The 22,939-nt window shown below is 52.3% G+C and carries 30 protein-coding genes; 17 read left to right on the top strand and 13 right to left on the bottom strand.

Going from position 1 to position 22,939, the window contains the following annotated elements; genetic code table 11:
* Nucleotides 1-78 precede the first annotated feature (78 nt).
* Nucleotides 79-336 carry a hypothetical protein gene (locus tag DXY16_RS13855; RefSeq protein ID WP_115121701.1) on the top strand — a complete coding sequence of 86 codons (258 nt, stop codon included), beginning with the start codon at nucleotides 79-81 and terminating at the stop codon, nucleotides 334-336.
* Nucleotides 336-629, top strand: coding sequence for a hypothetical protein (locus DXY16_RS13850; protein WP_115121700.1), 294 nt, complete (start codon nucleotides 336-338; stop codon nucleotides 627-629). The genes DXY16_RS13855 and DXY16_RS13850 overlap by 1 nt, the downstream gene beginning before the upstream one ends.
* A 31-nt stretch (nucleotides 630-660) precedes the next feature.
* On the opposite strand, the gene DXY16_RS13845 is transcribed toward DXY16_RS13850, so the two are convergent.
* Complete coding sequence (locus DXY16_RS13845; RefSeq protein ID WP_115121699.1) at nucleotides 661-1,023, bottom strand: hypothetical protein; 363 nt, start codon at nucleotides 1,021-1,023, stop codon at nucleotides 661-663.
* Between the two features lie 202 nt (nucleotides 1,024-1,225).
* Here DXY16_RS13845 and DXY16_RS13840 point away from each other — a divergent pair, with 202 nt between their 5' ends.
* A complete protein-coding gene (locus DXY16_RS13840; RefSeq protein ID WP_115121698.1) occupies nucleotides 1,226-2,371 on the top strand; it encodes an NAD(P)/FAD-dependent oxidoreductase in 1,146 nt (381 codons plus the stop codon).
* Nucleotides 2,372-2,376: 5 nt separating this feature from the next.
* On the opposite strand, the gene DXY16_RS13835 is transcribed toward DXY16_RS13840, so the two are convergent.
* Together DXY16_RS13835 and DXY16_RS13830 are read right to left on the bottom strand one after the other, a co-directional pair.
* Nucleotides 2,377-3,651, bottom strand: coding sequence for a Y-family DNA polymerase (locus DXY16_RS13835; RefSeq protein ID WP_115121697.1), 1,275 nt, complete (start codon nucleotides 3,649-3,651; stop codon nucleotides 2,377-2,379).
* Nucleotides 3,651-4,094 (bottom strand): LexA family transcriptional regulator, encoded by a 444-nt coding sequence (locus DXY16_RS13830; RefSeq protein WP_170953972.1) that lies wholly within the window; start codon nucleotides 4,092-4,094, stop codon nucleotides 3,651-3,653. Before DXY16_RS13830 ends, DXY16_RS13835 begins: the two co-directional genes overlap by 1 nt.
* Nucleotides 4,095-4,186: 92 nt before the next feature.
* Here DXY16_RS13830 and DXY16_RS13825 point away from each other — a divergent pair, with 92 nt between their 5' ends.
* Nucleotides 4,187-4,588, top strand: a complete 402-nt coding sequence (locus DXY16_RS13825; RefSeq protein WP_115121696.1) for a hypothetical protein — start codon at nucleotides 4,187-4,189, stop codon at nucleotides 4,586-4,588.
* Here the strand turns inward: DXY16_RS13825 and DXY16_RS13820 are convergent.
* From DXY16_RS13820 to DXY16_RS13810, 4 genes are all read right to left on the bottom strand, one after another.
* On the bottom strand, nucleotides 4,569-5,273 hold the full coding sequence (locus DXY16_RS13820; protein ID WP_244281700.1) for an SGNH/GDSL hydrolase family protein: 705 nt from the start codon (nucleotides 5,271-5,273) through the stop codon (nucleotides 4,569-4,571). The genes DXY16_RS13825 and DXY16_RS13820 overlap by 20 nt on opposite strands.
* Complete coding sequence (locus DXY16_RS13815) at nucleotides 5,260-5,448, bottom strand: hypothetical protein (RefSeq protein WP_115018157.1); 189 nt, start codon at nucleotides 5,446-5,448, stop codon at nucleotides 5,260-5,262. The genes DXY16_RS13820 and DXY16_RS13815 overlap by 14 nt, the downstream gene beginning before the upstream one ends.
* 100 nt (nucleotides 5,449-5,548) lie before the next feature.
* Nucleotides 5,549-5,683, bottom strand: coding sequence for a hypothetical protein (locus tag DXY16_RS15305; RefSeq protein ID WP_256359596.1), 135 nt, complete (start codon nucleotides 5,681-5,683; stop codon nucleotides 5,549-5,551).
* A 129-nt stretch (nucleotides 5,684-5,812) separates the two neighbouring features.
* The gene (locus tag DXY16_RS13810; RefSeq protein ID WP_115121694.1) at nucleotides 5,813-6,076 is read right to left on the bottom strand and encodes a hypothetical protein; all 264 of its coding nucleotides are present in this window, start codon (nucleotides 6,074-6,076) and stop codon (nucleotides 5,813-5,815) included.
* Nucleotides 6,077-6,521: 445 nt separating this feature from the next.
* On the opposite strand from DXY16_RS13810, the gene DXY16_RS14935 reads away from it, so the two are divergent.
* From DXY16_RS14935 to DXY16_RS13780, 7 genes are all read left to right on the top strand, one after another.
* A complete protein-coding gene (locus DXY16_RS14935) occupies nucleotides 6,522-6,686 on the top strand; it encodes a hypothetical protein (protein ID WP_170953971.1) in 165 nt (54 codons plus the stop codon).
* A 541-nt stretch (nucleotides 6,687-7,227) separates the two neighbouring features.
* On the top strand, nucleotides 7,228-7,500 hold the full coding sequence (locus DXY16_RS13800; protein WP_115121693.1) for a hypothetical protein: 273 nt from the start codon (nucleotides 7,228-7,230) through the stop codon (nucleotides 7,498-7,500).
* A gap of 745 nt (nucleotides 7,501-8,245) precedes the next feature.
* Entirely contained in the window at nucleotides 8,246-9,280 is a 1,035-nt protein-coding gene (locus DXY16_RS13795) for a chlorophyll a/b binding light-harvesting protein (RefSeq protein WP_115121692.1), read from the top strand.
* Nucleotides 9,281-9,482: 202 nt separating this feature from the next.
* Nucleotides 9,483-10,112 (top strand): histidine phosphatase family protein, encoded by a 630-nt coding sequence (locus DXY16_RS13790; protein ID WP_115121691.1) that lies wholly within the window; start codon nucleotides 9,483-9,485, stop codon nucleotides 10,110-10,112.
* Nucleotides 10,109-10,345 carry a hypothetical protein gene (locus tag DXY16_RS15050; RefSeq protein WP_206749565.1) on the top strand — a complete coding sequence of 79 codons (237 nt, stop codon included), beginning with the start codon at nucleotides 10,109-10,111 and terminating at the stop codon, nucleotides 10,343-10,345. Before DXY16_RS13790 ends, DXY16_RS15050 begins: the two co-directional genes overlap by 4 nt.
* Entirely contained in the window at nucleotides 10,342-11,133 is a 792-nt protein-coding gene (locus DXY16_RS13785) for an alpha/beta fold hydrolase (RefSeq protein ID WP_206749564.1), read from the top strand. The genes DXY16_RS15050 and DXY16_RS13785 overlap by 4 nt, the downstream gene beginning before the upstream one ends.
* Nucleotides 11,134-11,135: 2 nt before the next feature.
* A complete protein-coding gene (locus DXY16_RS13780; RefSeq protein WP_115121797.1) occupies nucleotides 11,136-12,092 on the top strand; it encodes an NAD(P)/FAD-dependent oxidoreductase in 957 nt (318 codons plus the stop codon).
* Between the two features lie 38 nt (nucleotides 12,093-12,130).
* Here DXY16_RS13780 and fldA read toward each other — a convergent pair whose 3' ends face one another.
* From fldA to DXY16_RS15220, 6 genes are all read right to left on the bottom strand, one after another.
* On the bottom strand, nucleotides 12,131-12,640 hold the full coding sequence (fldA, locus tag DXY16_RS13775) for a flavodoxin FldA (protein ID WP_115018182.1): 510 nt from the start codon (nucleotides 12,638-12,640) through the stop codon (nucleotides 12,131-12,133).
* Between the two features lie 1,941 nt (nucleotides 12,641-14,581).
* Complete coding sequence (locus DXY16_RS14470; protein WP_137007107.1) at nucleotides 14,582-14,827, bottom strand: hypothetical protein; 246 nt, start codon at nucleotides 14,825-14,827, stop codon at nucleotides 14,582-14,584.
* Between the two features lie 501 nt (nucleotides 14,828-15,328).
* The gene (locus DXY16_RS13765) at nucleotides 15,329-15,763 is read right to left on the bottom strand and encodes a 23S rRNA (pseudouridine(1915)-N(3))-methyltransferase RlmH (protein ID WP_115121688.1); all 435 of its coding nucleotides are present in this window, start codon (nucleotides 15,761-15,763) and stop codon (nucleotides 15,329-15,331) included.
* On the bottom strand, nucleotides 15,760-16,227 hold the full coding sequence (locus DXY16_RS13760) for a hypothetical protein (protein WP_115121687.1): 468 nt from the start codon (nucleotides 16,225-16,227) through the stop codon (nucleotides 15,760-15,762). The genes DXY16_RS13765 and DXY16_RS13760 overlap by 4 nt, the downstream gene beginning before the upstream one ends.
* On the bottom strand, nucleotides 16,227-16,703 hold the full coding sequence (locus tag DXY16_RS13755) for a pentapeptide repeat-containing protein (RefSeq protein WP_115121686.1): 477 nt from the start codon (nucleotides 16,701-16,703) through the stop codon (nucleotides 16,227-16,229). Before DXY16_RS13755 ends, DXY16_RS13760 begins: the two co-directional genes overlap by 1 nt.
* Before the next feature lie 88 nt (nucleotides 16,704-16,791).
* The gene (locus DXY16_RS15220; RefSeq protein WP_244281699.1) at nucleotides 16,792-17,160 is read right to left on the bottom strand and encodes a hypothetical protein; all 369 of its coding nucleotides are present in this window, start codon (nucleotides 17,158-17,160) and stop codon (nucleotides 16,792-16,794) included.
* 527 nt (nucleotides 17,161-17,687) lie between these two features.
* On the opposite strand from DXY16_RS15220, the gene DXY16_RS13745 reads away from it, so the two are divergent.
* The 6 genes from DXY16_RS13745 (at nucleotide 17,688) to secD (ending at nucleotide 22,931) form a co-directional block, all read left to right on the top strand.
* Complete coding sequence (locus DXY16_RS13745) at nucleotides 17,688-18,122, top strand: YraN family protein (RefSeq protein WP_244281698.1); 435 nt, start codon at nucleotides 17,688-17,690, stop codon at nucleotides 18,120-18,122.
* 17 nt (nucleotides 18,123-18,139) lie between these two features.
* On the top strand, nucleotides 18,140-18,973 hold the full coding sequence (gene rsmA, locus DXY16_RS13740) for a 16S rRNA (adenine(1518)-N(6)/adenine(1519)-N(6))-dimethyltransferase RsmA (RefSeq protein ID WP_115121795.1): 834 nt from the start codon (nucleotides 18,140-18,142) through the stop codon (nucleotides 18,971-18,973).
* A 4-nt stretch (nucleotides 18,974-18,977) separates the two neighbouring features.
* Nucleotides 18,978-19,910 carry a 4-(cytidine 5'-diphospho)-2-C-methyl-D-erythritol kinase gene (gene ispE, locus DXY16_RS13735; RefSeq protein ID WP_115121685.1) on the top strand — a complete coding sequence of 311 codons (933 nt, stop codon included), beginning with the start codon at nucleotides 18,978-18,980 and terminating at the stop codon, nucleotides 19,908-19,910.
* Complete coding sequence (locus tag DXY16_RS13730; protein WP_115121684.1) at nucleotides 19,907-20,266, top strand: DUF3082 domain-containing protein; 360 nt, start codon at nucleotides 19,907-19,909, stop codon at nucleotides 20,264-20,266. The genes ispE and DXY16_RS13730 overlap by 4 nt, the downstream gene beginning before the upstream one ends.
* A gap of 202 nt (nucleotides 20,267-20,468) precedes the next feature.
* Nucleotides 20,469-21,452, top strand: a complete 984-nt coding sequence (locus tag DXY16_RS13725; protein ID WP_115018207.1) for a pyruvate dehydrogenase complex E1 component subunit beta — start codon at nucleotides 20,469-20,471, stop codon at nucleotides 21,450-21,452.
* A gap of 3 nt (nucleotides 21,453-21,455) precedes the next feature.
* Nucleotides 21,456-22,931 carry a protein translocase subunit SecD gene (gene secD, locus DXY16_RS13720; RefSeq protein ID WP_115121683.1) on the top strand — a complete coding sequence of 492 codons (1,476 nt, stop codon included), beginning with the start codon at nucleotides 21,456-21,458 and terminating at the stop codon, nucleotides 22,929-22,931.
* Nucleotides 22,932-22,939 lie beyond the last annotated feature (8 nt).

The following is a 22,939-nucleotide window of genomic DNA, read 5'->3' as shown; positions in this document are numbered from 1 at the left end:
TCAGGTTCAGCGGCCGGAGCCCGATGATGGCTGAAACAGCGGCATCGTTCGCTGGCCTGCTCTATTCGGTGTTGTGCGATGACGGCATTTCTCGAAGCGTTCTGGCATGGGGAGGGCATCGGCGATGGCGGTGACCTCGAGGAGGCGCTGCAGGCCTATGTGTCCGTCAAGCCCGAAGACGGCGACTGGGAAGCCGCCTGCGCAGCAGAGGGAGCCGAGCCCAGGATTGAACGCTTTTCATCCTTTGAGGCCTATCTCGACAATGAGGATCCGTTGGAGACGATTGCTCTCAGCGCATCCATGATCAGCGAAGCCCTTGTGCAGCAGTTGCCCTGATGGTTGAGTCGTCCTTCGATTTCGCGGCATTTACGGCCGTTAACCATCTCTGGCCCTCCTTTGTGGAGCGTTTGGGGACAACGCGGTCTCAGCAGGCCGTGCGTCAGGCCCTCGATCTACAGAGCATGCACGGCAAAGAAGGCACCGTGCCAGTGCTGTTCATTGAGACCTGTGGAATTGCTCTGGCCAGTTCGGTGCTGCTCCGGGAACAGACCGGCCTGAATGCTCATGGCAATGGCATGGTGCTCATCCTGTCTAAGCGAGCCCAGGAGCTGCAGTTGATCTGGGGCTGACCTTCATCCCTCTGAGGGGTCTGTGGTGGCGTCAGTCGCGCTCCCATGTCTGATCTGGTCGGCAAGGACCATGAAAGAAGGTGTCTTTGAGGCAACCGGGCTGACAGTTGGTCAGGACGTTTGCCTCCACCCAGCCCGGCAGCATCTCATTGGCCATGAACACCTTCGCCCACCGTCTGCCTGAGCTGGTGTTCGCGTAGCCGACCACCTCCACCTGTGTGGAGTCGCTGATGATGATGTTGGTCCTGATTCCTTCTCCAGGAGCCCAATACACAGGCACGACTGTCGTGGCTGTTTCGAGCCGACAGAGCCGTGGCTTGGCGGCTGTGAATCCTGACGCGCCAATGCCGATCAAGCTGATGCAGACCAAGGCTCTCCAGCTTCTGAATTCCATGTCTTGTGATCTCTAGTGGGTGTGCTGGCAGGTTGTTCTTGTTGATGATCCACCATCACGAACTGCGCTCACGAACTGCGCTCACGAACTGCGCTCATGATCTGCTCTCAATCTTTCCTCTCAGTTGATTGAGATGGCATCTTTTCCAACCCCACCTTGCGTTCAGTCCCGCATCCTTTAGGGGTGTGATTGTGCTGCTGCTATGGCATCGTCAACCCTTGCCGTGAACAAGGTGGCAATCATCGGCGGTGGCATCGCCGGTTTGACTCTCGCGATCGCCCTGAAGCGACAGGGAATCGAGGTGTCGGTACACGAAAAATACAGCCACTATCAGAGTCACCCCACCGGGTTTCTGATTTGGAGTTACGCCATCAAGATCCTTCAGGATCTTGGAGTCCCCGTGGACGCGTTTGGCGCTCCGCTGGAGGTCTTCCGCATGCACGGTCGTCAAGGTCGGTTTGTGGTTGATATGCCGATCGGTGAGATCTCCCGTCTCAATGGGGCGGATAGTTATGAGGTCAACCGTTTACGTCTCTCCCAGACGCTTGCGGAGATGGTGGGTGATGACCTCAGGCTTGGCGATGAATGCGTCTCTGTGGACAGCACTCCGCAACAAGCGATGGTGACCTTCGCCGATGGTCGTCGTTTGCAGGCTGATGTGGTGATCGCCTGTGATGGCGCCAATAGCGTTGTGCGCCAGTTCCTCCATCCCGATGTGGCGCTGAACATGCTGGGGTCTGGAGGTTGGATCGCGGTGATCGATCAGATCCCTCCTGGCCTCCCCCTCGGCTATCAGATGGATTTCTGGTTACCTGGTTGCAAGGCCGGTGTCGCCCAGCTTGGCCATGGTGAAACTCGATGGTACGCCGCATTCACGGAGATGCAGGCCAGTGCCACCGTGTCGAAGAAACAGCAGATCTTGAGTCGACTGAACCCCATTCCCGATCTGATTCAGCACTGTTTGGATCTCACCAATGAAGATCAGATGGTTTACACCCAGGCGGGTGATCTTCTTGCTCTTTCCTCTTGGTATCGCGATCGAGTCTTGATGATCGGTGATGCGGCCCATGCCACCAGTCCCTATGCCGGAATGGGGGCCTGTGCAGCGATTGCCGATGCTGCGGCTTTGGCGGAACTGATTGGATCGGGCCGGCCGGTTCCAGAGATTTTTGAGTGTTTTCAGCAGGCACGAAAGCCAGTGGCCGATGCGGTGATCCAAGATTCCCGCCAGAGTCTTGACCGTTCCACCTCCGCCGGTGTCCGGGCCTGGATCAGGGATCTCATCTTCAAGAACATTCCTGAGCCCAAAATGCAGGAGATCGTGCAGGCGATGGTGAGCGGGCATTGATCCATTCAGGCCCGCACCACCGGCACATCGCTCAGTCGTGTTGTGGCGGCGCGCCCTAGTCGCTGACGCCGCATCATCCAGCTCGGTGCCATCCCGCAGGCGGCCCAGCCGACCGTGCCGTTTCCGTAGCGTTGATTCAGTCGGTCGATGGTGTGCATCAACGCCTCCCGTCGTTGTTGCTCCTTGGGGCTGCAGGGGACCAGCAGGTGGTGCTGTAGTTGGTTGGCTGCTTGGAGGTGCTGCATCAGGACGCCGGCTTTCGCCAGCGGCCGATGCGGTTGAAAAATGCGTGTGACCAGGGGAAGTGCTGCCTTCAGTAAAACGGTGGTGTCATTGCTGGGTAAGTCGAGCCTGGTGCTGGCTGCTTTGCTGTAAAACCCCGGACTGAAAGCGCTGGTACGGGTGTAGATCGTGAGGGCAGCGGTGTGTTGTCTCTGTTGGCGTAGTTTTTCAGCCGCGCGCACCACATAGGAGGCGATCGCTTCCCGTAGTTCTTCGATGTTGGTGATCGGTCGGCTGAAGCTTCGACTCACGCAGGTTTCCTGCTTCGGAGCTGGTGCCAGTGCAAGGGGCAGGCACGCTTGGCCTTGCAGTTCTCGCTGCAATCGACAACCCACCACGCCTGCTTTCGACCGGAGTACGCCGGTGGGCATATCGCGCAATTCCCTTGCATTGGTGATGCCGCGGCTTCGGCACCAATGGGCCAGCTTCCGGCCGATCCCCCAGACGTCTTCGATCGGGATCGCCTCCAGCCAGGGATCGGGATCGGCGCAGTGCCCCAGATCAAACACGCCGGCATGGGAGGACATGCCTTTGGCGAGATGGTTGGCGAGCTTGGCCTGGCCTTTGCTGCTTCCCAGGCCGATGGCAATCGGTAGCCCCAGGTTGCGTTTGATCTGGGCGCGCAGCAGCCGGGCCCATGCGTTCAGATCGCCGTTGGCGGGCCTGGTGAGATGGGCGAAGGCTTCATCGATCGAATAGATCTCGAGCTCTTCCACCTGGACCTCCAGCAAGCTCATGAGACGCTGGCTCATGTCGGCGTAGAGGGCGTAATTAGAGCTGCGCACCACCACATTCAGGCGTTGCAGCTCCCGTTGGGCTTGAAAGAAGGGTGTTCCCATCGCGATACCCAGGGCCCGTGCTTCAGCACTGCGGGCCACGATGCAGCCATCGTTGTTGGAGAGCACCACCACCGGCTTCCCCTGTAGAGCTGGATCGAGGCTCTGCTCGCAGGAGGCATAGAAGTTGTTGGCGTCGATCAATGCGATGGCCTGGGGCATCAGAGTGGGTGGATCACGTGTATGGCTACGCCCCAGATCTGCACATCGATGCAGCGCTGAAGCTCCAGGTTTGGATAGTCCGGATGGGCGGCCTCCAGGTGCAGACCATGCCCATCACGCATCAGGCGCTTGAGCGTGAAGGCGCCATCCAGCACGGCTACAACCACTCGGCCCGGCCTGGGCTCGAGGCTGCGGTCGATCACCAGCAGGTCGCCGTCATGGATGCCGGCACCGATCATCGAGTCGCCGCTGACGCGTAAGAAGAACGTGCTGCTGGGGTGGTGAATCAGCTGCTCATTGAGGTCAATCCCGACGTCCACATAGTCGTCGGCTGGGGAGGGGAACCCTGCTGCTACACGTGCTTCGGCGAGGGGGAGTGCAAGTAGACGGCGCCGGGACCGGAGCGGCAGCGGCGTGTTCGGGAGCTCCAACGCGCGAACCATGCATCTGCCTTTAATGGTACAGGTGTTCTATTGAGGAGTGGTGTGGTTGTGGCCCGGTGGCGGAGGATGCTTGCTCAACAAGGCTTTTCGCGATGGCTGACGCCCCTTATCTCGTTGCTCTGGCGTTGATGGAGCAGAACGGGCGCCGTGCCCTGCCGCTGGGAGGACGATCTCTGCCGGCCGATGCCGCTTCTGATTTGACCGGTGACAATCCCCATGCGATCGCCCGTGAGCTGGCTCTCGAGTTGCTGCTGCGGGTTTGGCAGCGCAGCGATGAGGGTTCTCTGCAGCGGGCGGCGGGCCCCGCCAGTTTTCTGTTGGTGGAGTTGCCGATGGAGCGTCTCCCGGAGGATCTGCCGGCGCTCAAAGCGGCTTGGCTCAACACAGGTGACACCGAGGCTTTTCAGGAGGGACTGCAGGCGATCGTTGGGAGGGCCTGGACGGTTGCAATCGAGAAGTTTCAGCCACTCACCTTCACGCCTTGGCCGCGATGAGCTCGGCAAGAGCGTCAGCGATCAATGCCTGGTTGCTGCAGTCGAAGTGAACGCCGTCGACCTGGGATGGGCTCGCGACGGTCTGCACGTTGAAATAGATCACTCCCATCTCCGCCGCTAGTTGGCGATAGAGCTCGGCCAGGGCAATCGACTTCTCGTCGGCGCCTTCAAATCCCCAAGCCAAGGACTGGGGAGTGATCTGGATAGCAGGAGGCGTCATCAGAATGATCGCCGGAGATTGCTTTGGCATGGCTCTGGGGCCACAGTCATGGGCTCTGCGGATGTCGTGAATGAGAATCTGCGCCCCTGTGGTGATCTGTTCAGCCGCAAGGTTGAGATAGGCCTTGCAGTCATTGCATCCGAGGGCCAGAACCACCGTATCGAGAGGTTTGTGGCTGTGGAGAGATGTCATCAACGTGCTCCGGCCGCTGCAGCTGTAATCCGCTCCATAGCGCGCTGCTCCGATGGGATCGTCCAACAGCCATGTGCGGGAATTCAGCCCTTCTTCAATGACATGCCATTGCATGGCAGGTCGACGCTCGTGGAGATTCTCTGCCAGTTGCTGTGGCCAGCGCAGACCATCGGCAATTCGACCACTGCCATTGGGATTGAATCCCCAGGTGTTGGAATCACCGAAACAGAGGATGCGTCGGTGGTCAGGCAACGGCGGCTCAGCGTCCGTCACGTTCGGCGATGGCTGCATCCAGGGAGATGCCCCGTGTTTCTGCAGTCGTGACAAGGCGGTAGGCCGTGAGGCGATCGTTCACGACATGGCAGTGATCGCCGGCGTCGCAGATGCGGAAGCGACCGCCTTGGATGAAGTCAGCGGTGAATCCGGAGGAGGTTCTGAGCATGCGCATGATTGGCTGTCTCCGGTTGGAGTCATCCTCGGACTGACTGGGCCTGCGCGCTTGAGGAGGAATACCTAAAGCAGGCGACGAATTAAGCGATTGCTCTCATTCATCCCTGCGTCACCTTGTTTAGACCGGACGTACCCCTGGAGGTGGAAGTGATGCATTCGTCAGCCATGTCAACGACACCCAGCAGTGGAGAGTCTTCTCCGGCGTGTCGTTGGCCTCCCAGGCCTCGGGTCATTCAGTCGCTCCTGAGCCTGGCCTGGAGACATCCTCGCTCTGAACGCCCCGCCTGGTTGCGGGCTGAGGTAGGCGAGCCTTTAGGTGCTGATGCTCAGCCATTTGGCGAATAATCAAGCATCGTCATGCTTCAGCCGGTCAAGAGCTGCTCGGCTCTGGTGGGTTGTGAAACCCCTTCTTCGCTTGACTTCAGCTGCCACTGAAGGGTGGTGGTGCAGGGGTCAGCTGAGATTGACGAGAGCTGGATCCTGGAGGAGGACGGGGCGAGGGGAGTGATTGGCTCGGCCGTGTTGAGGGTGAAGGCAGAGGTGAGAGCCAGCAAGGCTCCGATCAGACCAGATTCAAACGACATCATTGATTCAGGCTGGTGGAGGTTCTGACCTCCGGATGCCATCAACGTCGCTGTTCTGGTCAACCGATTCGATAATTCAGCTCACAAACTGCTGTGATGCTGGTCACAACCCAGACCCATGGCTGTGGAAGCAAGGCGGAGATTGGCCCGTTCAAGCTGACGTTTTTTACTGTCTACAAGGTGGTGACTGGAGACCACACAGCATGATTCAAAACCATCTTGCTGGAGGCACACCCTCAGACAGCCATCCTCCAGCGTGGTGACATGCATGACGATTCCTGCTGAATGATGGGGTCATCGTGCGAGCTCTGCAGCGATGCGACCAGGGGCATTTTTGCCTAAAGCTGTCTGGCTTTGCAATCGAGATGTCAGCAACCAAGGCGATGACAAGTGCTGAGACTGGTTGAATGATGAAGGCTATTTTGGTCAGGAATTAAGAGTCAATCCCTAAACTCACCGCTAAGCTTGCGAGGGAATTAACTCTGTCATGGCTGATCACAACTCAAAGCACTTCCAGCTCATCAAGTTGGAAGACTCATGGATGCTGAAGACATCTCATGTGATCAAAGATCAAGATGGTGATTGGCTGCTAAGCAGAACAGAGCTTCAAGAATTGATGGCTTTACTGGAATCGGCCAGTGATGATATTTAGAGATGCCTCATGGCGCAGTGTTTGATCACTGCGCTGCTTGAAAGCCATCCAGAGACTCGAGAATGAATGGATTGAGTCGGGATTGAGTATTCCATTCTGGCCTAATGACAGAGGCTTTAGCCTCGAATCGCTTAAAGGATCAGGAGGCAAGCGAATTGATGGTCAAGAGGGAGGTCTTCAAGTCTTGAACGTTGCAATAAACTCACTCGCCTCCTCTCATCAGAGTGCACACCAGCAGAAGCAGCTTCGGATCGATAGGTCACGTTCAAGGCAGGGAGCTTGGTTGATGGCTGATCCCCTATGCCGTGGTTAAAAGCAGTAGCAGGTTGATACTCAAGATCAAACTAGGGATTGATCCGGCTCGATCATGGACTCTCAGCTAGGCCTGAATCAAGAGGATTGCGGCAAGACGCCAACGGATTTGGATCGACTCATTTGCTACAGGTATGGCGTGGGTATGAGGCCGGCCAGGAGGTCAACGTATACAGGCAAAGCGAGTCTTAGGATTAAGGTTGCCGAACAGCTGTGAAATTAAACTCAGATGAGTCTCAGTCAATTTGAAGTGGCCGTTGGTGGTATTAGCTCTATCCCAGTACTATCAGCAATTATATTTGGCCTCTACAAAGGCATGGGTGAGAAAAATCTAGTCAGTACGCAGACAAAGAAGAAAACCACTGCGACGACCACTGTGAAAACCTCTGCGAAAAGCACAAAGGGAGATCAAAAGCCGACAGACAAGCCAGATAAGGTATCAACTCAAAAAGCAGAGAATACTGCTCAGGCTGAAAAGTCAAAAGTCAAGCAGCCTAATTGAACTGAGAGGCCAAGCCAGCGTAGCCTGATCATTTCTATTAAAACGGAATGGGAAGTAAAACAGTCCACAGATGATCAGTTGGTTGAGTTTGATCTGATATTCACTCTTCTCCGTCAGAAAAGTATTGCCGAATGAACATTTGTAGGCAAACAGCTTTATCGAACCAATGGATATGGTTTGACTGAATCGATTTATTGTTGTTAATACGAGCGTGGAAGGCCTAAGTGTTGGCCGAGTAAAGCTTTTGATAGTAACACTTAATGTCTCTCATGATTCCTTTTGGTGAGATGCATAAATGTTGGGAGATCTTTGAATAAGGCCAGTTTTGTGCACGAAGAGCAATAGCCATGGCGAGCCGCTTCTCTCGCCATTCATACATTGATCCCAAGGAGTATGAAAATCGCATTTGAGTTCTGAGTCATGGATCACTTTTATACCCTGCATGCATAAGTGACAAAGAACAAACCGTACGGAGCGAGGTTCAGGTGATACAGGGAAGATGCACAAGAAGGGTGCCGGAACGACGTCTTAGACCCGTTACAGAAGTGCTTTGGTCTTTGTCGATAAACGCTCAAAAGATACAGAGTCCAAAAGATGTGCGCCCATGTAAAATACGTACAGACTTAAATGTGCTGTATTTGACAATGCTTAGTACTGGATAATACGACGGCAAAAAGCTATGTAAACACCAACAGTATTGGATTGTTGATGAGGACTAGCTTCGAGAAGCCATCTCATTCAAATCATGCAGTCCTATGGGAATCCATCAGTCACATACGACTGGTGGGCAGGTAATTCTGGTGTAGCGAAACGATCAGGGTCATTTATTGCGGCACACGCTGCCCATGCCGGCCTCATCATGTTTTGGGCAGGTGCATTTACTCTGTTTGAGCTAGCTCACTACGACCCATCGATTGCTCTTGGTGAGCAAGGTCTCATTTTGCTGCCCCATCTGGCGGGATTAGGTTTTGGCTACGACGGGGTTGGAACACAGCTAGATCAACAGCCCTACATCGCGATTGCAGCCTTTCACCTGGTTTCATCTGCAGTGTTGGGAGCTGCAGGCCTATGGCACACGCTTCGCGCACCCAAAGACTTGGGTGAAGCAGAGGGACGAGCCAAGAAGTTTGACTTTGCCTGGGACGACCCGAAGAAACTCAGCTTCATTCTTGGCCATCACCTAATCTTTCTCGGTTTAGGTGCCATTGCCTTCGTGGAATGGGCCAAGCATCATGGAATTTATGATGCTGCTCTGGGAGCAGTAAGAACTGTTGAACCAAACATTGATTTGGGGATGGTTTGGGGTTATCAGACCAACTTCCTTTCAATTTCCAGTCTTGAAGATGTGATGGGTGGCCATGCGGTATTGGCCTTTGCTTTGACCATCGGTGGTGTATGGCACATCATCAGTTCTCCTTTTGGGCCATTTAAAAAGGTTCTGATTTTCAATGGGGAGTCAATTCTTTCCTATTCATTGGCCGGTCTAGCACTGATGGGTTTTGTGACTGCCATTTGGTGTGCACAGAATACAACTATTTATCCGGTTGAGCTGTATGGGGAACCTCTGAAACTTCAGTTTGCCTTTTCACCCTATTTTTCTGATACTGCTCAGCTAACAGGGGATGCACATACTGCGCGTGCATGGTTGGCGAATACCCATTTCTACCTAGGCTTCTTCTTCCTTCAAGGCCATTTTTGGCATGCTCTACGTGGGATGGGCTTTGACTTCAAAAAAGTTGGTCAAGCACTCGACAACCTTGGGGAAAGTAAAGTTAGCTAATCGCGCCATCGATCCTCTGCCTCGAGATGTGATCACACTCAGGCGTCATACTCTGAAGTCCCCCTAGCAGAAGGGGGATTTTTTTTGGGTAGCCATAGGATTAAATATCACACAATAACGTGTCGAAAATCATCTCTCTTCGTATCGCATCAAAGCGAATGTTAGCTGTGTCTGGATAAATTAACTTGAAATAGATAGCACGATGAAGCTTAAGCAACTGATTTCGATGGGAGCCCTGGGTTTGCTTATCGGGGGATGTTCCTTGAACAATCATGCTGATACACAGACAGAGCTCTCTAGCGAGCAGTTAATTGATTTGATCCAGGATGGTGGATACATTCTTTATATTCGCCATGCTCAAACAACTGAGGACTGGGCTGATCAAGCATCACCACAGTTAGATATTGATGATTGTTCCACTCAGAGGAAGTTAAGTTCACAAGGAATCAATCAGGCAAAACAGATCGGAGAAGGAATCAAATTCCATGCAATCCCAGTAGAGTCTGTACAAACAAGTGAATACTGTAGAGCATGGAAAACCGCTGAGCTTGCATTTGGTCAATATCAGAAAACAGATCAACTTAATTTCCTGCCTTGTGAGATATGTAATCAAGATCAAATATCTCAATATAAGCAACGAGTCGACCCCCTACTGAATCAAGCGCCAAGTGTTGGAAAGAATATTGTTTTAGTCGGACATGATGATCCTTTTGAAGCCTCAACTGGAATCTATCCTGAGCCAATGGGAGTGACCTATGTCATTAAGCCGATTCCCAATCAAACCCCTCAAATCATAGGCAAACTTACAGCTGAAGAATGGGTTATTCAATGAATTATAAGCGCTCTACTACCATTCCAAATAAACCACAAATCGTTGATGTGTACCTTTCTTCAGTTACAGCACAAGTGATCAACGAAACTGATCTTCATTGGTTAGAAAGCAACCAATGGGAAGACAGTTCAGACAAGAAACTTGTCGACAAGCTCTTGTCAGAGGTTCGTTCTGGCTTGATCAAAGTTACCACAAGAACCAAGGCCAAGGACTATTCAAACTTTTACCAATGAATTCCTATAGTCAACTCAAGGCAAAATTACTTCAAAAACCCATAGAACTGCTATGGATTGATCTACAGCCAAGTCTTAAACCTTTTAGCAAACGTTTATCTTGCGAACTGGCCACTATTAATCATATTGTCAGACGCTGGGAGTTTCATCAAGAGCCTGACGAATATTGCACTACGCAACTGATCGAATCCTATCTACTTGAAGAACTGCGCAAAAACAAGGATGAAAAGCCAGTTTTGATCGGCCATGGCATCAGTGGCCTCTTTGCTAGCAATTTTGCTGCTAAACATCCTGACCTTGTTGATGGATTGATTCTTATTTCAGTTGACACAAAGACCTCTAACTATTGGTTTTCTCATTATTATCAAATGAGAAATCTATACGAAAACCTTGAGCGCCAACAGGTTATTAATCATTTGGTGCCAATGTTGCTTGGTAGTGACAATCGAGTGGATCATCAAAAAATAAGTGGTTTATTCCTCAATACACTCGATAAGGAATACTGCAAAGGCTCAGTCCTTAAGCCTATTAATATGGAATCGATTCAGATCCCCCAAAACCTACCTGTTCTGGTACTAGTTGGTGATAAAGACTTTGTCGTTGACCGACAGTCAGAGCAGCGCTGGCAAAATTTACTCAAAAGTGGAGACAGATTTGCTTTTATTGAAGACGGATATCACTTCCCTCAGCTTTTCAAATCGAGACAATGTGCATCAGAAATTGAACGATTTCTGATGATGACATGCAATTTATCAATCCCTAACACACTCACTCTTTTGGCAGGCTAATGATGGATTCATTTGATTACGATGTCATCATTATTGGTGGAGGGCCAGCGGGTTGTAGTTGTGCATTGTACACATCCCGATCATCACTGAAAACACTGATTCTCGATAAAAATCCTGGTGCTGGAGCATTGGCAATTACACATAAAATTGCAAACTATCCAGGTGTTAAAACTAGTATTTCAGGTTTAAATCTGCTTGAGATGATGCGTGAGCAGGCTATTCAATATGGAGCAGAGTACAAAGTTGCTCAGGTCTATGGAGTTCAACTAGATGAAGACTATAAATCAGTCTTCACTCCTGATGGTGTCTATCGGGGTAAGGTTCTTGTTTTGGCGACTGGAGCGATGGCTCGGGAGAAGACCTTTGAGGGAGAGGAAGCCTACCTTGGTAGAGGCATCAGCTACTGCGCAACATGTGATGCTGCCTTTTTCAAGCAACAGGATGTGGCTGTGTATGGTTCAAACCAAGAGTCGATTGATGAATCTCTCGTGTTGGCGAAGCTTGTTAAGCAACTGTACTGGATTCAACCTTCTAAACCCTCAAATAAATTAAATAATATCGATACTTTGACTGACAAGGCTAATGTTTCTGTTTTAAAACGTACCAGCCTCGTCTCTATTCAAGGCAATTCAGAGGGAATACAGTCGTTAATGTTATACGAGAAATCAAACTCACGCAAATTCGAGCTCAGTATTGATGGTGCTTTTATTTATGCTGACGGAACAAAACCGATTATCGATTTTTTGCATGGCCAAATTCCATTGGATCAATTTGGTGGAGTAAAAACAGATGCAGAATTGAAAACAGAGATGGATGGGGTTTGGGCAATTGGTGATATCCGTAATACACCTTTCAAGCAAGCTGTAGTGGCCAGTTCTGATGGCTGTATAGCGGCTATGTCGATTGATAAATACCTCAATACCCGAACCGATTTCAAGGTCGACTGGGTTCACCGATAATAGAGGTGGGCAGGAAATATTGTTCCTGCCCTGCTCTATCACAAGGATGATTTTATTTGTCCGACCCAGTTCTGTAGTCTTTCATCTGATAGATCAGGCTCATTGTCCTCGTCAATAGGAAGACCACAAAACTTCCCATCAACCACACTTTTAGAGGCATTATATGTATAACCATCAATATCTACTTTGCCGACTATATTTGCCCCAGCGGCTAAAAATGCTGTATACAGCTCTTCCATAGCATCGCAGAAAAAGTCGGAATACGAAGAGGAGTCTCCTAGGCCTACGATGGCTACTGTTTTACCAGCAAAGTCCATATTTGGAATTTCGGTAACATGTTCATCCCATGATGTGCCGGAACGACCTTCATCTGCACCCGTATTCCATGTTGGTACGCAGCAGATTAATGATTCAGCATTCACAAGTTCGTCTGCGGACCCGAGATCATCCACATCTTTGGCTTCCGAACCGGGTAGTAGTTCTTTTAGACGGTCAGCGATATCTTCTGTTTTACCAGTGGACGTTGCGAAGAAAATTGTGGGGCTCATGAAAAAGCAATCTGAACACTTTTATATTGAACCGTCATGCGCTTCAGCGCCTTGATCAATGAGCGTCAAGAGGGTGATTTTTTATTCACGCTTCGAACTCATAATTGCTCACTCGTATTGGCAATACCATTACTTGAAGGACGGAAAAATGACAACGTTTCTTCGAGGCCAATAGTCCGGATTAACTGAAGCCAATTGTTGCGTTCCTTTGTATTTGACTCGATATGGTCTATGAATTCCTCGAGCTGTGAATTCGACCATCGTGGCATAGGGATCACCTTTTCGGCTCTCATGGAATTAACCCTGCACATCGCCATTCAAATGGATTTGGTCTCAATACTGTTGTAGTGAATGATTCGATGCTTTGTAGCGTGTGCACGTGAGTGCCCTCTGCAATTGTGCGTCTGTTTCGGTTTTGGTTGTTGATCGAATATTGATCGACTTGCTGACTATTTTTGAGATTGAATGCTTATTGAGGCTTCTAATATGTTTGGCTCTGGATTAATTTAATCGCTGCGATTCCTTATAACCGCTAAGTACGCCTGAAATGGCTGATGGTTATTGCAGTTTCTGCTGCTCTATCAATCTTCCCGGGATCTGATCTCGTTGGTTCCCTATTTTTCCTTTCTTGAGTAATCGCTACTGATTGATGTTCCACGGGCCACTTTCATCGTACCTATTGTTTCAAGTGCAATAGGTTGAAACTCGTTGAACCAACGATCAACGGCTTCTCGTTCTTCTTCTTCGCATCGTGCCAGGAATTCTATAAGGCGTAGATCCATCGTGTTTATGGGGTCTCTCAATAGGATGCCTTGCCCTGTCGGAACTTGATGTCAGCTCCATACCAAAGCTTGTTTTATTTGATCCTCACATGCGTAGCCAAGTGATTCTATTACCGCGTCTATACGATCGAAAGAAATTATTCACTCTGTCAAACCATTGATTCTTTTGATGATTGGCAAAATGCAGGCTGTTTATTGGCTCTATTTTTGATTTGTAAGATTTTGACCAGAAAGACTCTCGCTGATCCAATCCTTGTCTCTGAATTGATTGTGATTGTTGACACCAGAGACTCATTTTTCGGGTTGTACTCATTCCAATGATCTTCCTTAGTCACTTATGTTGTTAGTGATAAGTTTGCCGGCCTTTTTGTGCGATATCACTGTATCCCAGGTGGCAGAGAGGAAGCCATCACCTCTCTGACCCGGGTGAATCAAGGTGTCGACCACCCCAGAGTCTTGATGACTTTATCGGTGATGGAGTCATTGGGTGGAGGATAGGATCTTCTTCTTCTGCTTATTTTTTTATTTTGTTTGTGATCAATGATGCTCCCCGTTCGTGCTAATGGTGCTTCATCGTTGCTCCTTATTTGTCGGATTGTATTGCCGCTGATGTTCGTCGCCGCGTTGGTGATGCAATGTAGTTCATCTGTTTGCTTGTTTGTTGAATTGGTGTGCCGTTGATCCTCTCTCTGTCATCAGTTCACCTCACTCGAGCTGTTTAGACCACTGTTGATCCTTTTCTTTTTCTTTAAGCATGTGCTTGGCCGCTGATCAGGCGATGCATCGAGAGAATACTGTGATTGGCAGGCAAGCTCTACGCCAATCCAACATAATCGTCTCTCTGCTTACCCGTCATCAGCAGCCTAAATGTTCCTCTCTCTCGCTCTCGTTATCTGCGCATTCATCGGAGCGACTGAAATCTCAGCAGAACAGACTGTGTCAGGTTTCATTCTTTTCATTGCGTCTTGTTCTTGTGATCACGCCTCCCATTGTAAAGGTGGCTGGCATCATACTTGTTATTTCCTGCTTACCTCGTCACCCCCCTATTGGATCGATCATTCTTGTGGCCTTGGCTGCTTTTTTGTCTCGTCAACCATCAAGTCATTGTCTCGCAGCATTTTTGACATCGTGGCCTGTTGTTTGGTTGCTCTCCGTCGCATCATTTTGTGTTCATCACCCCTTTATCCGATGAACAATCATTCGGGTTCAGGGCGAGCATCTCTGAGCCTGTCTTGGTGAGTAGAGAAGAGTTGCTCGTGCTCTTCTCTGCTTTCCTTGCTGCAGTGATTCGACTGGATTGTTCGCTGCATTCTTTCCTGGTCACGCAAGTTGTCGTCGTCATCTGCTTCTGCTCTTTGATGTTCTGTTGGATCCACGCAGCTTGGGCATGATCTGTTTCACCCATTCAGCCATCAGGTTCTGGGTTGTGCTGGTGGAAATTTCCAAGCCCCCACCAGCCCAACAACCGTCCACCCGAGGAGCCTGAGGGGAAGCCATCACCCCTCAGTCCCGGATCAACCCAAAGGGACGACCTCCCTTGAGTCACCTCTACTTTCTTCGGTCAATGATGCGTTTCGCTCCGCAATGAGTCGGCCTGTGGTGATCAGTGGCTCATTCTTGTTGTCACCAATGCTTCTGATCGGATTGTTTCTCTCCTTTGGGCCCTGTTGGCCTACACCTGATCAGCAATGTTGTTAGAGAGACTCGAGCATGATGTTCTCCTGTTTCGCTTGATAGTCGATTTGTTCGCTCTTCTACTTGCTTGCCATCTTCCGATTGGTTTGAATACTATTGTTGCTTGTCTTTGCTCATCATTATCTTCTTCTTCTTGCTTTTGAATTAAGTATGGATCTAACGTGTCGCTAGGAGAGTATTTTGATGCTCCTGCTGGCCCTGTCTGTTGCCTTTATCCGCGGTGATAGGGGCTTCCTGATTGGATTGCTTTGGCTCTGAACAGCTGTTCCAGTAAGAGCAATCGGGCCAGGTCGTGTGGAAAAGTCATGGGTGATAAGGACAGCCTCCATGTGGCCGACTGCTTGAGCTGTTGTGTGAGCCCATCCGCACCACCAATCACAAAGGCAAGTCGTTCCGATCCGTACCGCTCAAGTTGTGCGGCGAAATTCACAGAATCAAACCTATCTCCTTCTTCCGCCAGCATCACTGTGGTCTCATCGGGTTTCAGGGCTTGGCGTATGCACTCAGCCTCCTTCTCTGGGGTGCTGTCCCGTAGTTCGGTCACAGTCAGGCCCGGAAGCCGTTTGAGGTAGATCGAGATCCCCTCCTGAACCCATGCCTTGCGAACCTTCCCCACGGCCAGGATTCGGCATCGGCTTGGGTTCAAGACTCGTCCTCGTCGTCTTCCAATAAGAGTTGTCCGAACGTCACATACAGGCTTTCCTCTTCGCTGCCTGGAGGCGCTGTTAACTGGCGGGGCCGTGTATTTTTACCCTTTTTGTTCTCTCCTCTGGAGCCTTTCGTGAGCTCTTCCATTGCTTGAGATGGATCTTGACCACCACTTTCATTACCGTGTTGTGCTGACGATCGATCCTTGCGTCGACGCTCTTCATCCTTCTTTTGTTCGGCCTTTTTTAGCCGTGCCATTAGATGTTCAGGAACGTTTCCGTCATTGCTGACCTTCATTAGCTCATGAAAGAGCAGTTCGGGATCGTCTTCCGTCTCGACACGATGCCGTTTGGGGTTTGATTTGGAATCTGGCGCAGTCTTTTGCTGTGGTGCGTCAAGTGGCTGTGGCAACTCTCGACCGAGTTGCCGTAATCGTTCCAAGCTACGGGGGTCAAAGCTCATCAGCAGCCAAGCGTGTCGCGTGTCTCGCGCCCAGTGACGGGATTTGTTCCCTCTGCTGCTGCGCAGAGGGATTTCAGCACATCCCCACGCACAGGCACGTTGGTGAAATCAGCACCGCTGATTTTGACGTTGATAAACCTTGTATTGAAGGCAAAGGCGTCTTCGAGCACAGCATTGGTGAGGTCAGTGCCTTCCAGTACTGCTGAATCGAGAGTGGCGTCTCGTAGGTTGCTGTTGCTGAAGTCGGCATCCTGCAACTTGGCTCCGTAGAGGCTGGCCCCTTGCAAATTGCTTCCAGACAAGTTTGCCTCCCTCAGATTGGTGAGGTTAAAGGTCACTCCCTGCATGTCACGATCGGCAAAGTCAGCCCCGATCAAGACCTGTTTGGCATAGTCCATCGCGGCTTCAGCAGGAGCCAGCGGCAGGGTGATCACCAGGACTAGTGCGATCAAGGCGTTCAGCAGCTGTCGACACATCGGGGGATGGTATGCACCCGTCAAGCCTAGGCCGCTTCCGCATTCAGGCGGGCAGGTTTTGGTTCGGTCCATCAGCGGTTGTTGGTGATCAGGCCATTGGCTTCTTGATTGCTTGTACGAGTTTGTCGAGATGTTCCTCCCTGGCATCCCAAAGTTCGATGAAGGCTGGTGCGATGCAATCGTTCATCACAACTACCCGTTGCTCTCGACAAATCTGCTTCAAGATCGCATCGACGTCATCACGACCTGGCAGATCAATGGTTCTGATGCCGTCATCTTCCATCTCGACAGGCCATGCATTGGTGATGGGAAGCCAGACCAGTAGATCTAAGTGCTGGATTGATTCTCTTGCATGCGGCAACATATCTGTCACAAAGTTGTTGCTGATGTCACTTGTTTTGCAGTTTGCAGTGTATTGAGAGTATGCAATCTCATCAACTGGCCACCGATCAAGCATGACGCAATCCGTGCGGTTTTGTTTGGTATTGATTCGACCAGTTCTGTAATACAACTGGGCGCCGTTGTCTAGTTTGCTGCATTGATCGCGACATCCAATCTTGTAGCCCTCGTGATCTCGTGCACGGTAAGGCTCTTCTTTTCTGGCGTTATGGGCATGACGGTTGACCTAGTCACGCACAAAGGTCACTTCGTTCTGGGAATGAGTACCACTGATTGCAATATGCATCCTGTTTCATTCCTATCATTTCTTTCTAGTGGATCATTCGTGTGATCAATCGATCGAATCCATTGATTGGGATTTGTCGTCAAGCGGTTTCTAGTTGCTCGTCCCAGCAATCAACTGATCTTCGTCTCTTTTGCTCTTCGTGCTTGTGGTCTGAGTTGGTGGCTGTCGTCCTCGCGTTCTCTTGGCACTGTTTTGCTTGTCACCATGGATTCTGGTTGGTCAGTGTCGATCTCTTGAAGAGGGCTTGGCCCTGATCAACATTTTCTCGATTGAACGTGTTCTGGCATCGGCGATGGGGAATGGTTCTGATCAGCGATGACCTGTCTGCCATGTGCTATCCCCGTTTGAGCTTGGATCCTGGCCTTTGGGCTGAACGACACACCCGCGATCTGTTGCTTGCAAGTGGCTGGTGTTGTTTGGATCAGCGCTGGCGTTGTCATTACGGAGAAATCGATCTCCTCATGGTCAAATCCTCAGGTCTGAAACAGCGCTTGTTAGTGGTCGAAGTCAAAGGTCGAAGTCGCTGTGGTCGTGATGCTTGGGGTCTGTCTTCGTTGACTGCCAACAAGCGTCGGAGACTGATTCGGGCTGTTGACTGTTGGCGACAGGCTCATCCCTGGAGTGATGACTTCTTGCTCGAGCTGATCTTGGCCTTGGTTCCCCTTCCGCCTGCTCATGGTCCCGTTCGCTGGATCCCTGTAATGGACATGACGCCTGTCCATCCTTCCCCTTGATCCTTCAGGCTGGGGTGATGAGTTTCTCTGGTCACACCGCTCGAAAACGCTTCGGTCAGCACTGGCTTCGTGATGCACGCGTGCTCGATCACATCCTTGAGGCCTCTGACCTCAGCGCTGAGGACCGGGTGTTGGAGGTCGGGCCTGGTCGGGGCGCTCTCAGTGAACGCTTGCTCAGTTCCCCTGCTGCTGCGGTCCATGCAGTGGAGCTTGATCGTGATCTTGTCGCAGGCCTGCGTGAGCGCTTTGGCGAGCATTCTCGGTTTTCGCTTTGTCAGGGGGATGTGCTCAACGTCCCGCTCACCTTTCCCGACGGACGGGCTGCCACCAAGGTGGTCGCCAATATTCCCTACAACATCACTGGGCCGTTGCTGGAGCGTCTCGTCGGTCGCCTCGATCGTCCCCTGAAAAGTCCTTACAAACGTCTGGTCCTGCTGATCCAGAAGGAAGTGGCCGAACGCATCCGGGCTCGTCCTGGCGATCGCAATTTCAGTGCATTGAGTGTGCGCATGCAATTGCTTGCGCGTTGTACGACGGTTTGCCCTGTCCCCCCGCGCTGTTTCCAGCCACCCCCGAAGGTTCAGTCGGAGGTGATTCAGATCGATCCGTTGCCGGCGGATCAACAACCCGAACCTGCTTTGGCGATCCGTGTGGATCGCTTGTTGAAGCAGGCCTTCCTTTCCCGTCGCAAGATGCTTCGCAACACCTTGACTGGGATCTGTCCTCCTGATCAACTCCAGGACCTCGCCAGCGCAGCTGGCTTCAATTTGCAGCAGCGGCCCCAGGAGCTGGCACCGTCTGTTTGGATCGAACTGGCGAGGGGTTTGAATCAGGCCCACTCCCCAGCTTGATCGGATGACGGCCACCGTTCGCGTTACCGCTCCCGCCAAGATCAACTTGCACCTTGAGGTGCTTGGTTTGCGAGACGACGGCTTTCATGAGTTGGCGATGGTGATGCAAACCATCGACCTGGTTGATCAACTCACCTGCCACAACACTTCTGATGGTCTGATTCACCTCAGTTGCGATGTGGACGGTCTCAGTACGGGGAACGACAACCTGATTGTTCGAGCTGCGGAGCTTCTGCGCAGTCGTTCAGGTTTTAACGAACTTGGTGCAACGATCCATCTGACCAAGCGCATCCCAATTGGTGCGGGTTTGGCTGGTGGATCCAGCGATGGTGCCGCTGCCCTGGTTGCCCTCAATACCCTCTGGGGTTTGGGTCACAGCCGCCAGAGCCTGGAATCCTTGGCCGCTGAGCTGGGCTCCGATATGCCCTTTTGCATCGCCGGCGGGACCCAGCTCTGCTTCGGCCGAGGCGAGGTGTTGGAAGCCTGCACGTCGTCTGTTGCCCCGATGGGTGTCGTGTTGGTGAAGGATCCGAGTGTCAGTGTCTCGACCCCTTGGGCTTACGGCGAATGCAAGCGACAGCGTGGCGACGCCTATCTCCAAAGTGAGAGCGCTTTTGAACAACGACGTCAGCGATTGAGACATGCAGATTGGCTCAGGCCATTGCGGCCTGATCTGCCGCCGCCGCTCCAGAACGATCTCCAGATGGTGGTGGCACCCCAAACCACTTCCGTTCGCACAGCTCTTGATCTGCTCTCCTCCCTCCCAGGCCAATTGCGGGTGGCGATGAGCGGTTCCGGACCCAGTTGTTTTGCCCTCTTCGTCGACCGTGAAGCCGCTGACAGGGCCCTCGAACACCACCGTCAAGCCTTGGCTGATGCTGGTTTAGAGGTTTGGAGTTGTTCGTTGCAGGCTGGGGGAGTCAAGCTGGCCCCATGAGTAGTCAAGACACCCCAGCACAGGAGACCAAGCCCCTCAGCGACGCTTCAACTTCGTCTGCCACGGAAGCGACGACCCAACGGCGAAAGGGCCCCCTCAGCTTTCTCTCCGGTTCCATCACCAGCCTTCTGTTGGCCTGGCTTTGTTTTGGCCTCAGCAAGAACATGGTGCTCTATTTCGCTGCCCACTCCCCCCATCTGAGTTCACCGATTGGTCAGAACATTGCCACTGCTCTGAAGACTCTGCTCACAGGAATGTCTTTCCTGGCAACGTTCAGCTTTGCGTTCATCGGTTTAGGACTGTTTCTCGTGTTTCTTCGCAGTCTTTTCACAGGTGAGCAGGCAGATGGTGCCTAGGGTTTGCCCATTGAGCTGTCTGGGCTGTTCCAGGCGTTGATTGGATGACACCCCACGACCTTGGACTTCTGGTGCTTTTGCTCTCGCCTGGGTTGTTGCTCTCGGTGTTGTTGCTCACCACCTTTGCCGCTGGCGGCTGATCCAGCACGGGCTGAGATAGCTTGGCGGCTGACGCCGGCATGGCCGGGATATCCGTAACGCTGTGGCAGGCACGCTTCTCTTCAACGCACTCCGTGAAGCCATCGATGAGGAGATGGCCCTCGATCCTCATGTTTGTGTGATGGGCGAGGACGTTGGTCATTACGGAGGCTCCTACAAGGTCACCAAAGACCTCTGTGAGAAATACGGCGAGTTGCGCGTACTCGACACACCCATTGCTGAGAACAGCTTCACCGGCATGGCTGTTGGTGCTGCGATGACCGGTCTGCGACCGATCGTCGAAGGCATGAACATGGGCTTCCTGCTGCTGGCGTTCAACCAGATCTCCAACAACATGGGGATGCTGCGTTACACCAGTGGGGGGAACTACACGATTCCGACGGTGGTTCGCGGTCCTGGTGGAGTGGGTCGTCAGCTTGGCGCCGAACACAGCCAACGGCTTGAGGCTTATTTCCACGCCGTGCCAGGGATCAAGATCGTGGCCTGTAGTACCCCGACGAATGCCAAGGGCCTGATGAAGGCCGCGATTCGTGACAACAATCCGGTGCTCTTCTTTGAGCATGTGCTGCTTTACAACCTCACCGAGGAACTCCCCGAAGGTGACTACATCTGTGCCCTTGATCAGGCCGATCTGGTGAAGGAAGGCACCGACGTGACGATCCTCACTTATTCACGCATGCGCCACCACTGCCTCAAGGCAGTGGAGCAGCTTGAGGCCGATGGCATCAGTGTGGAACTGATTGATCTGATCAGTCTCAAGCCTTTCGATATGGAGACGATCGCCCGTTCGATCCGCAAGACCCACAAGGTGATTGTGGTGGAGGAGTGCATGAAGACAGGAGGCATCGGAGCCGAATTGATCGCTCTGATCACGGAGCAGTGCTTCGACGAACTCGATGCTCGCCCGGTGCGTTTATCGAGCCAGGACATTCCAACCCCTTACAACGGAAACCTGGAAAACCTCACGATCATTCAGCCTCACCAGATCGTTGAGGCGGCTCAGACAATCGTGCGCGAGGGGCTCTGATCGATGGCACGTCAGCAGGGCTGGTTCGCCCTCATCCTCGCCCTGGCGATCGCTGCAGGATCCGTTCTGCTCTCCTTCCCGATGGAGCTTGGTCTCGATCTGCGGGGAGGAAGCCAGCTCTTGCTTGAGGTGCAGCCAGCAGGGGAGATCACCAAGATCACGCCTAAGGAACTCGAGTTGGTCAAAGCCGTTCTCGATCTGCGTGTGAACGGACTCGGCGTGGCTGAGTCCACGCTTCAGACCGTTGGAGATGACCAGTTGGTGCTCCAACTTCCTGGTGAAACCGATCCCTCTAGAGCCGCGAAGACACTTGGTGAAACAGCCCTGCTGGAATTCAGGGCCCAGACTCCCGATACCCAAGAAGAGATGGAGGGGCTGCTTCGCCTGCGCGCACAGGTGCGCAGCATCCTCGAGCTCAAACAGCAGCGTGAAGAGAGTGATCCTGAATCAGCCCTAACGGCGGATGAACTCGCCAGGGCTCAGAAGGCACTCGGATTGGATGCCTCGGCCGGCAACGAGCAGGAGCAACTTGAGCAGTTGCTCAACAAGGTGAACCAGCAGATTGCAGCTCGCTTCGAACCTGCCGCATTCAACGGCAAGTTGCTTGAACGCGCGGGGCGCAGGCTGAACGATCAGACGTCCAATTGGGCCGTCACCTTGTCCTTCGATGCTGAGGGCTCTCAAGCCTTCGCGGATCTGACCCAATCGATCGCGGGCACTGGTCGGCTCCTGGGAATCTTCCTTGATGGTCGGCCGATCAGTGAGGCCAATGTTGGGCCCAAGTACGAAGTTGCTGGCATCACTGGTGGTAATGCTGAGATCACCGGTAATTTCAGCGCCGAAGAAGCGAGGGATCTTGAGGTGAAACTCAATGGTGGTGCTCTGCCACTGCCTGTGAAGATCCTTCAGGTGCGCACCATTGGTCCGAGCCTTGGTGCTGAAAATGTGCAGCGCAGTTTGTTCGCAGCCCTGTCCGGCCTGGCACTTGTGGCCGTGTTCATGCTGCTGATTTATCGCCTGGCAGGCCTTGTGGCCGTGGTCGCTCTCAGCCTCTATGCCTTATTCAACCTGGCGGTGTATGCGCTGATTCCTGTCACCCTCACGCTCCCTGGTATTGCTGGTTTTATTCTCAGCATCGGCATGGCGGTGGATGCCAACGTGTTGATCTTTGAGCGGATCAAAGACGAGCTTCGCCGTGGCAACACCTTGATTCGTTCGATTGAAACAGGCTTCTCCCAAGCCTTCTCATCGATCATTGATGGCCACCTCACCACCCTGATCAGCTGTGTTGCCCTCTTCACGCTCGGGACAGGGTTGGTCAAAGGCTTCGCGGCGACTCTTGGTATTGGTGTTGTGCTCAGCCTCTTCACCGCTCTCACCTGCACGCGCACACTCTTGCGCTTCCTGATGAGTTATCAGGGTCTGCGACGACCCACGAACTTTCTGCCCCAGCGGCAGCTGCCCACCCAATCCGTCTGAATCACACG

Origin of the sequence: Synechococcus sp. UW105 (assembly GCF_900473935.1) — a bacterium.
Lineage (GTDB): Bacteria > Cyanobacteriota > Cyanobacteriia > PCC-6307 > Cyanobiaceae > Synechococcus_C.
The sequence above is the reverse complement of the archived record's forward strand: the minus strand, read 5'-3'. Positions and strand labels throughout refer to the sequence as shown.

What these genes read in the sequence shown, in the direction of transcription:
- DXY16_RS13855 (WP_115121701.1), top strand. Translation starts at nt 79, where the DNA reads ATGACGGCATTTCTCGAAGCGTTCTGGCATGGGGAGGGCATCGGCGAT.
- DXY16_RS13850 (WP_115121700.1), top strand. Translation starts at nt 336, where the DNA reads ATGGTTGAGTCGTCCTTCGATTTCGCGGCATTTACGGCCGTTAACCAT.
- DXY16_RS13845 (WP_115121699.1), bottom strand. Translation starts at nt 1,023, where the DNA reads ATGGAATTCAGAAGCTGGAGAGCCTTGGTCTGCATCAGCTTGATCGGC.
- DXY16_RS13840 (WP_115121698.1), top strand. Translation starts at nt 1,226, where the DNA reads ATGGCATCGTCAACCCTTGCCGTGAACAAGGTGGCAATCATCGGCGGT.
- DXY16_RS13835 (WP_115121697.1), bottom strand. Translation starts at nt 3,651, where the DNA reads ATGCCCCAGGCCATCGCATTGATCGACGCCAACAACTTCTATGCCTCC.
- DXY16_RS13830 (WP_170953972.1), bottom strand. Translation starts at nt 4,094, where the DNA reads ATGGTTCGCGCGTTGGAGCTCCCGAACACGCCGCTGCCGCTCCGGTCC.
- DXY16_RS13825 (WP_115121696.1), top strand. Translation starts at nt 4,187, where the DNA reads ATGGCTGACGCCCCTTATCTCGTTGCTCTGGCGTTGATGGAGCAGAAC.
- DXY16_RS13815 (WP_115018157.1), bottom strand. Translation starts at nt 5,448, where the DNA reads ATGCGCATGCTCAGAACCTCCTCCGGATTCACCGCTGACTTCATCCAA.
- DXY16_RS15305 (WP_256359596.1), bottom strand. Translation starts at nt 5,683, where the DNA reads ATGACCCGAGGCCTGGGAGGCCAACGACACGCCGGAGAAGACTCTCCA.
- DXY16_RS13810 (WP_115121694.1), bottom strand. Translation starts at nt 6,076, where the DNA reads ATGGCATCCGGAGGTCAGAACCTCCACCAGCCTGAATCAATGATGTCG.
- DXY16_RS14935 (WP_170953971.1), top strand. Translation starts at nt 6,522, where the DNA reads ATGGCTGATCACAACTCAAAGCACTTCCAGCTCATCAAGTTGGAAGAC.
- DXY16_RS13800 (WP_115121693.1), top strand. Translation starts at nt 7,228, where the DNA reads ATGAGTCTCAGTCAATTTGAAGTGGCCGTTGGTGGTATTAGCTCTATC.
- DXY16_RS13795 (WP_115121692.1), top strand. Translation starts at nt 8,246, where the DNA reads ATGCAGTCCTATGGGAATCCATCAGTCACATACGACTGGTGGGCAGGT.
- DXY16_RS13790 (WP_115121691.1), top strand. Translation starts at nt 9,483, where the DNA reads ATGAAGCTTAAGCAACTGATTTCGATGGGAGCCCTGGGTTTGCTTATC.
- DXY16_RS15050 (WP_206749565.1), top strand. Translation starts at nt 10,109, where the DNA reads ATGAATTATAAGCGCTCTACTACCATTCCAAATAAACCACAAATCGTT.
- DXY16_RS13785 (WP_206749564.1), top strand. Translation starts at nt 10,342, where the DNA reads ATGAATTCCTATAGTCAACTCAAGGCAAAATTACTTCAAAAACCCATA.
- DXY16_RS13780 (WP_115121797.1), top strand. Translation starts at nt 11,136, where the DNA reads ATGGATTCATTTGATTACGATGTCATCATTATTGGTGGAGGGCCAGCG.
- fldA (WP_115018182.1), bottom strand. Translation starts at nt 12,640, where the DNA reads ATGAGCCCCACAATTTTCTTCGCAACGTCCACTGGTAAAACAGAAGAT.
- DXY16_RS14470 (WP_137007107.1), bottom strand. Translation starts at nt 14,827, where the DNA reads ATGGGTGAAACAGATCATGCCCAAGCTGCGTGGATCCAACAGAACATC.
- DXY16_RS13760 (WP_115121687.1), bottom strand. Translation starts at nt 16,227, where the DNA reads ATGAGCTTTGACCCCCGTAGCTTGGAACGATTACGGCAACTCGGTCGA.
- DXY16_RS13755 (WP_115121686.1), bottom strand. Translation starts at nt 16,703, where the DNA reads ATGTGTCGACAGCTGCTGAACGCCTTGATCGCACTAGTCCTGGTGATC.
- DXY16_RS15220 (WP_244281699.1), bottom strand. Translation starts at nt 17,160, where the DNA reads ATGCTTGATCGGTGGCCAGTTGATGAGATTGCATACTCTCAATACACT.
- DXY16_RS13745 (WP_244281698.1), top strand. Translation starts at nt 17,688, where the DNA reads ATGGTTCTGATCAGCGATGACCTGTCTGCCATGTGCTATCCCCGTTTG.
- rsmA (WP_115121795.1), top strand. Translation starts at nt 18,140, where the DNA reads ATGAGTTTCTCTGGTCACACCGCTCGAAAACGCTTCGGTCAGCACTGG.
- ispE (WP_115121685.1), top strand. Translation starts at nt 18,978, where the DNA reads ATGACGGCCACCGTTCGCGTTACCGCTCCCGCCAAGATCAACTTGCAC.
- DXY16_RS13730 (WP_115121684.1), top strand. Translation starts at nt 19,907, where the DNA reads ATGAGTAGTCAAGACACCCCAGCACAGGAGACCAAGCCCCTCAGCGAC.
- secD (WP_115121683.1), top strand. Translation starts at nt 21,456, where the DNA reads ATGGCACGTCAGCAGGGCTGGTTCGCCCTCATCCTCGCCCTGGCGATC.